Consider the following 7,353-nt stretch of genomic DNA (forward strand, 5'->3'; position numbering starts at 1 on the left):
CGTCGAAGGCGCGAACGCGAGCGCCAATCTCTATACGCTCGTCGAGACCTGCAAGGCAAACAGCATCGATCCCTACCGGTACCTCACCTGGCTGTTCCAACACCTGCCTCTGGCGAAAACCGTCGACGACTACGACGCGTTGCTTCCCTGGAAAATGCCGGCGGACCTCCGCTGACCCGCATCACTATCACACCTCACGCGCTCCGCTACCATACTCTGAAGGGCGTCGTTCGTGGATCGCATACGTTCCTTCGTGAAGGCCTGACTATACATTGATGTTGGTCGTCATCAAAGCCTTGACACGTTAGATTATGATCGTCATCATTGCAGCCATTCCCAACACCAGATGCTGGAACAACATGTCCGAGAAAACGCTTTTCGAGCCGTACGCCCTCGGTGGCCTGACGCTCACCAATCGCATCGTCATGGCACCGCTGACCCGCAACCGTGCCGGCGCCGGGTTGGTACCCAGCGAGCTGGCCGTGACCTACTACGCCCAGCGCGCCACGGCCGGCCTGATCATTACCGAGGCCACTCAGGTTTCGGCCCAGGCCCAGGGCTATCAGGACACTCCCGGCCTGTACACGCCCGAGCAGATTGCTGGCTGGCGCAAGCTCACGGACGCCGTACATGCCAAAGGTGGACGCATCTTCGTGCAGCTGTGGCATGTGGGCCGCGTCTCGCACACTGACCTGCAACCTGGCGGGACGGCGCCGGTCGCACCTTCCGCCATCCGCGCCGAGACGAAGACGTTCGTCAACAACGGATTTGCCGACGTGTCCGAGCCACGCGCCCTGGAACTCGCCGAGCTGCCGGGCATCGTGAGCGACTTTCGACAGGCTGCGGCCAACGCTATTGCCGCCGGCTTCGACGGAGTGGAAATTCACGGCGCCAACGGTTATCTGCTGGAGCAGTTCATCAAGGACGGGGCCAACCAGCGCACTGACGCCTACGGCGGCTCGATCGAGAACCGTTCGCGCCTGTTGCTGGAAGTGGTCGCCGCAGTGGTCAAAGAAATCGGCGCCGAGCGCACCGGCGTGCGCATCTCGCCGGTTTCGCCGGCAAACGGCATTTCCTGCAGCGATCCGCAACCGCAGTACGACTACATCGCCGAACAACTCAGCACGCAGGGCATCGTCTATCTGCACGTGGTCGAAGGTGCGACTGGCGGCCCACGCGAGGTCGCCGCGTTCAACTATGACGCGCTGCGCCGCCGTTTCAAGCAGACCTATCTGGCCAACAACGGATACGACTTGGAATTCGCCACCACTCAACTCAATGAGGGCAGCGCCGACCTGTTCGCGTTCGGTCGTCCGTTTATCAGCAACCCGGACCTGGTCGAACGATTGAAGGCCGGCGCACCCCTGACGCAGCTCAACCCGGCGACGCTCTATGGCGGCGGCGCTATGGGCTACATCGATTACCCAACCATCTCCGGCTAAGGCCCGCGTCCTTGATTGCGCCTGAGCCAGAAGAACCCTTGCAAAGGAAAGTACCCATGACCACGCTTCCGACTGTCCTCATCACCGGCGCGTCCAGCGGTATCGGTGCCGCCTACGCCGAGCGCCTCTCTCGGCGTGGCCATGACCTCGTCCTTGTCGCACGTGACAAGGCGCGGCTCGATGCCTTGGCCGTGCGCCTGCGTGAGGAAAGCGGTGTGGCCGTGGAAGTGCTGCAGTCCGACCTGACCCAGTCAGTCGATCTGTCCGCGCTCGAGACTCGGCTGCGCGATGACAATCGAATAGGTATCCTGATCAACAACGCCGGCGTGCCTCAGTCGGGCGGCTTCGTGCAGCAAACCTCTGAGAGCATCGAACGCCTGATCACGCTCAACACGACGGCGCTGACGAGGCTTGCAGCTGCGGTCGCTCCACGCTTTGTGCAGTCCGGTAATGGCTCGATCGTCAACATTGGCTCAGTGGTGGGTTTCACGCCAGAGTTCGGCATGTCGATCTACGGCGCGACCAAGGCATTCGTGCTGTTCCTGTCGCAGGGCCTGAACCTCGAGTTGTCGCCCAGGGGTATCTACGTGCAAGCGGTACTGCCGGCGGCGACGCGCACGGAGATCTGGGAGCGCGCTGGTGTCGACGTGAACATGCTCCCCGAAGTTATGGAAGTCGGAGAGTTAGTTGATGCTGCACTGATTGGGTTCGACCGTCGCGAACTGGTCACGATCCCGCCACTGCAAGTAGCCGGGCGGTGGGACGCACTGGATGGCGCGCGCCAGGGACTGATGTCGGACATTCGACAAGCACACGCGGCCGAGCGCTATCAGCGCGACGCCTGACTACTGCCGCTTCTGCCTTAGTCGAGAGTCGGGCCGTGCCTTATCTGCAAAGAGCCATTTCGTGCATCCTGACGCTGCACCCTGCGATTGATTCACGGTTCGCCGTGGCCAGCAATGCGATTACAGCAAACGGCGGTACGACTGATACCACGAGGACTTTGCGCGCAAAGCGTTGGCATTTCTCGCGCAGTGAATTTGCGAAGCTCCGGCAACGAGACCGACATCTCGACACAGGTTCTCAACAGGTGAATACATGACTGACAACCATATCACTACGCCCACTCGCTTCGTGGATGTCGACGGTACCCGATTCGCCTACCGACGCTGGGGTAATACAAATTCTTCGCAGCCGCCTTTACTGTTCCTGCAGCATTTCCGCGGTGGCATGGACAACTGGGATCCATTGATGACAGATGGTCTTGCCCAAAGCCGCGAAGTGATCCTCTATAACGGTCGCGGCATCGCTTCATCCGGCGGGCAACCACGAACACGCATTGAGGACATGGCCGATGACGCAGCGGCTTTCGTTCGCGCGCTGGGCGTGCAGCAAATCGACGTTTTGGGATTTTCGCTGGGAGGGTTTCAGGCGCTGGACCTGACCTGGCGCCATCCCGAGCTAGTGCGAAAGCTGATGCTGCTGGGCACCGGGCCGCGCGGGGGCAATCCGGAAATGGAGCAGCGCGTGCTGACCACAGCGGTCAATCCGGTACCGGAGTTCGAAGACTTCCTCTACCTGTTCTTCGGCCGATCAGCAGAGGCCGAGCAGGCAGCAAGGGAGTTCTGGAAACGGCGTCATATGCGCGCCGACCAAGATCCGCCATCCTCGCCGGAGGTCTCGATCGCACAGATCGAGGCCAACATGCTGTACATGCCGAGGCTCTCGGAAGACGATCCTTTCGCGTATCTGCGTAGCATCCAGCAGCCTACGTTCATCCTCAATGGCGTGAACGACGTGATGGTCCCGACGGTTAACTCGTTCTACATGGCTCGTAACCTGCCAAACGCCCAGTTGTTCATTTACCCCGACGCCGGCCACGCCGCGCAGTTCCAGTACCCGCAACGCTTCCTGGGTCACGCAGTCCAGTTCCTGAGCGAGTGACGCGACGGTCGTCATGGTCCGAACGCACTTTTCTCAAATCTAAAGGATGCCCGAAATGCTTAAGTTCAAGTTCCTGTTGTGGGCATTCGCCCAGATGCTGAAACGCAAGATCAGGAACGACTCCAACGCCGCACGCTACGTCGCGTCCAAGAGCTTGGTATTCCAGATTCGCACGGTTTCGGGTGCCGGCCGCTACTTTGTTATCAAAGATGGCACCGTCCGGTCGTTTGCGGGACTGGCAACGACTCCTCGATTCACGCTCACCTTTACTAGTGCCGCCAAAGGCTTCGAGATCCTGTCGGCCAAGGATGCCCAAGCGGCTTTCCTCAGGGGGGTGGGCAGTAAAGACTTAACCATCAGTGGCGACTTCCGGGAAGTGATGTGGTTCCAGGGCCTTACTGCCTTCCTGCACCTCCCGAAAGTCGTCTTGCCTTACGACCGCACCGCTTTCTGAGTTGCCATGAAGCCAGATCTGCTGAACCAGCGGTTGCGTCTGAACGTCATATGAAACGGTCCACGACGCGATCCAAGGAAGTCACGCACGAGCGCATCGTCGAAGTTGGCGCACGCGCGATCCGCCGCTGTGGATATGACGGCATTGGCATTGCGGACATCATGAAAGAGGCCGGCCTCACCCACGGCGGGTTCTACGCGCATTTCGCCTCGCGTGAAGCCATGCTGGCCGAGTTGGCGGACCGCGCAGGAGCCGAGGCCATCGCCACTTTTTTGCACTTCACGGCCGCCGTGCCTGCCGAACAATCCCTGCAGGCGCTGTTGCACGCCTATCTGTCCAAAGAGCACGTGAAAAACCCGGAGGTCGGTTGCCCGATCGCCGCCCTGGGAACGGAAATGCCGCGTCAGGCGCCGGTGGTTCGACGCGCAATTACCCGCCGCATCAAGGAAATGATCGACATGGTGTCCCGCCAATCGGCCGACTGGGGCCAGCCCGGTGCGCACATGCGCGCCCTGGCGACCGCCGCAACGATGATTGGGGCGGTCGTCCTGGCGCGCGCGGTCGACGAAGAACCGCTGTCCAGATCGTTGCTGGAGGCGGCGCTGGAGCATCTCGCCCCAGCGGCGGATTGAGTTTCGATCGGCTTTTTTTCCCCCGTCAGCATGATGCTCGACATATCAAGGCGGAACCCAAGGAATCAATGATGAAGAGCATCAACCCGGATACCCAATCGGCGACGTCCTATGCCAACGCACAGAACAACCAGGTCAGGGCGGGCGGAACCACCTTCGCTTACCGCGAACTGGGCCCGCGCGGCGGCATCCCGCTGATCCTGCTTAACCACTGGGGGGCCGTGCTGGACAACTTCGACCCGCGCATCGTCGATGGCCTGGCACGCAAGCATCGCGTTATTGCGATCGACTACCGGGGAATCGGTTCTTCCGATGGCATTGCACCCGTGACCGTGGACGGCATCGATCGCGTGGGGGCGATGTCCTGGCCTCTGATGCTCAAGGGCCTGGTGACGCTGCGCGATCCCAAGACCTATCTGTTCTTCACCGCCACCGCCAACGGCCGGCAGGCAGCAAGTGCATTCCTGAAGAGGCTCAAGGAACGCAAGGCGGGACGCGACAAGGGGCCGACACCCGGCGCCTTGCTTCGCCAGCTCAGGGCGATCAAGGGCTGGGGCCAGCAAGCGCCGCAGAACCTCACCCGCTTGCAAATGCCTGTCCTGATCGCCAATGGAGACAACGACATCATGGTGCCCACCAGATTGAGCCACGACATGGCCCGCCGCATTCCCAACGCGCAGCTCGTCATTTACCAGGACGCCGGACACGGAGGCATCTTTCAGTATCACACCGACTTCGTGATCAAAGCACTGGAGTTTCTGGCGCAATAAATCCTTTGCGGTCAGCGACAGGTGAAGTCCCCATGACGCTCAGCAGAATATGAGTTTCGAACAGGTCTCGTCGAAGACAGGCCTTACCTTACTTCACCGAGATTTGGAGAAACAGATGAAAGCAGTCCGGTTTCATAAGACAGGCGGACCAGAAACGCTGATCTATGAGGAGGTGCCCGATCCGACACTCGCCGACGATGAGGTCCTCATCCGCGTCGAAGCAGCGGGAGTGAACTTTGCCGACGTCATGCGTCGGCGCGGCGACGACTATCCTGAGCCGTCCCCAACCCCCTTCACGCTCGGTGCTGAAGTGGCCGGCACGGTTGCCGCCGTTGGAAAGGCCGTGACTTCGCTCCCTGTCGGCACGCCGGTGCTGGCCGCCCCAGGGGCAGGGGGTTATGCACAGTATGTCAGCGTGCCCGCCGCCATCGTGATACCGCTGCCTCCGGGGCTCGACTTGCTACGCGCTTCGGCGCTGGTTGCCCATGGCCTGACCGCCGCGCTGGTCCTGCGCAAGGCCGCTCGACTGGCGCCGGGCGAAACCGTATTGGTGGAGGCTGCGGCAGGCGGAGTGGGGTCGCTCGCCGTACAACTGGCCAGGCTGTATGGCGCTGGCAAGGTCATCGCGGCCGCCAGCAGCCCCGCGAAGCGAGCCCTGGCTGAGCGGCTGGGGGCTGATGCGTCGGTGGACTACACCCGCCCCGACTGGGCCGAGCAAGTGCGCGCACTGACCGACGGCAAGGGCGTGGACGTGGTCCTGGAGACGGCCGGCGGCGACAACGTCGCCGAGGCGTTCAAGGCATTGGCTTCGTTCGGGCGCCTGATCTTCATCGGCCAGTCCAGCGGCAAGACCAGCCTGATCGACCCGTGGAAGCTGACCGTCCCCAATCACACCGTCACCAGCTTTTACGTCGGTGCCTACCTGGCCTTCCCCGATCTGATCCAGGCAACGCTGACCGAACTCATCGGACTGGTCTTATCCGGCAAAGTGACGCTGCAAACGGAAACCGTGTTGCCGCTATCGCAGGCGGCGGAAGCACATCGCCGCCTGGAAGGGCGCAGCACGACCGGCAAGGTCTTACTGCAGCCTTGGGCGTGAGCTGGATTTCGTCCGAACTCTGCCCATCATTTACGGAACATTGGATTTCGAACAACATGAAAGCGCTCACCTTCAAACGCTATGGCAAGTCGCCTGAGATCGGGTTCGCCGAAGTGCCTCGCCCCACGCTCAAGCCTGATGAACTGTTGGTCCAGGTGCACGCTGCGGGATTGAACCCGATCGACAACATGATTCCGGCGGGAACGTTCAAGCCCGTCCTGAAGTTCGAGTTGCCGGCGACGCTCGGCAGCGATATCGCTGGTGTGGTGACCGAGGTCGGCAGCCGCGTGACGCGTTTCAAGCCGGGCGACGCAGTCTTTGCCAGCCTCTTCGATTTCGGTAGGGGCTCGATTGCCGAATTCGCGGCGGTGCCGGAGAGCGTTGCCGCGTCAAAGCCGGTCAACCTTGACTTTGTGCAGGCTGCCGCCGTTCCGATGGTCGGGCTCACCTCCTGGCAAGCGTTGAAGGAGCGCGCCAATCTTCGAGCTGGCCAGAAGGTTTTCATCCCCGCCGGGTCGGGTGGTATTGGCACGTTTGCGATCCAGCTGGCAAAGCACTTCGGCGCCAGGGTGGGAACGACCACGAGTACCGGCAACGTCCAACTGGTAACGAGTCTGGGCGCAGACGAAGTCGTCGACTATAAGAAGCAGGAATTCGAGAAAGTGCTGCGCGGCTACGACGTCGTGCTCGGCACTATGAGAGGAGATGCGATTGAAAAATCCCTGGGCATCCTCAAGCCGGGGAGCAGGATTGTGTCGCTTATCGGGCCACTGGACGCAGCGTTCGCCCGTGCCCGCGGGCTGAACTTTATTCTGAGGTTGGTATTCGGGCTGATGAGCCGCAAGATCATGCGGCTTGCGAAGAAGCGGGATGTAACCTATTCATTTCTCTTCGTGCGCCCCGATGGAGCCCAGCTCGCCGAAATTGGCGAACTGCTTAAGTCAGAACGCATCCGTCCGGTGATTGACAAGGTGTTTCCGTTTGAACAAGCAAAGGAAGCGCTTGAATACCT

General features: G+C 61.1%; 9 protein-coding genes. All 9 read left to right on the top strand.

All coding sequences use genetic code 11. The features are described from left to right. Positions 1-175: transposase domain-containing protein (locus M3I54_RS43445; RefSeq protein ID WP_254345848.1), on the top strand; the 175-nt coding region annotated here is incomplete at its 5' end. Positions 176-359: 184 nt separating this feature from the next. Then, complete coding sequence (locus M3I54_RS43450) at positions 360-1,442, top strand: alkene reductase (RefSeq protein WP_254346566.1); 1,083 nt, start codon at positions 360-362, stop codon at positions 1,440-1,442. A 56-nt stretch (positions 1,443-1,498) separates the two neighbouring features. Then, on the top strand, positions 1,499-2,287 hold the full coding sequence (locus tag M3I54_RS43455) for an SDR family oxidoreductase (RefSeq protein WP_254346547.1): 789 nt from the start codon (positions 1,499-1,501) through the stop codon (positions 2,285-2,287). A 253-nt stretch (positions 2,288-2,540) separates the two neighbouring features. Then, positions 2,541-3,386: an alpha/beta fold hydrolase gene (locus tag M3I54_RS43460; protein WP_254346549.1), complete on the top strand. Its 846-nt coding sequence runs from the start codon at positions 2,541-2,543 to the stop codon at positions 3,384-3,386. A 55-nt stretch (positions 3,387-3,441) separates the two neighbouring features. Beyond that, positions 3,442-3,840: a helicase gene (locus M3I54_RS43465; RefSeq protein ID WP_254346551.1), complete on the top strand. Its 399-nt coding sequence runs from the start codon at positions 3,442-3,444 to the stop codon at positions 3,838-3,840. 50 nt (positions 3,841-3,890) lie between these two features. Then, complete coding sequence (locus tag M3I54_RS43470) at positions 3,891-4,472, top strand: TetR/AcrR family transcriptional regulator (protein WP_254346553.1); 582 nt, start codon at positions 3,891-3,893, stop codon at positions 4,470-4,472. 71 nt (positions 4,473-4,543) lie between these two features. Next, on the top strand, positions 4,544-5,242 hold the full coding sequence (locus M3I54_RS43475; RefSeq protein ID WP_254346567.1) for an alpha/beta fold hydrolase: 699 nt from the start codon (positions 4,544-4,546) through the stop codon (positions 5,240-5,242). Positions 5,243-5,357: 115 nt separating this feature from the next. Next, positions 5,358-6,341: an NADPH:quinone oxidoreductase family protein gene (locus tag M3I54_RS43480; RefSeq protein ID WP_254346555.1), complete on the top strand. Its 984-nt coding sequence runs from the start codon at positions 5,358-5,360 to the stop codon at positions 6,339-6,341. 56 nt (positions 6,342-6,397) lie between these two features. Next, positions 6,398-7,353 (top strand): NADP-dependent oxidoreductase (locus M3I54_RS43485; protein ID WP_254346557.1); only part of this gene is annotated, 956 nt, incomplete at its 3' end.

It is taken from the genome of Paraburkholderia sp. CNPSo 3274 (assembly GCF_024206475.1).
In the GTDB taxonomy this organism is placed as follows: Bacteria; Pseudomonadota; Gammaproteobacteria; order Burkholderiales; family Burkholderiaceae; genus Paraburkholderia.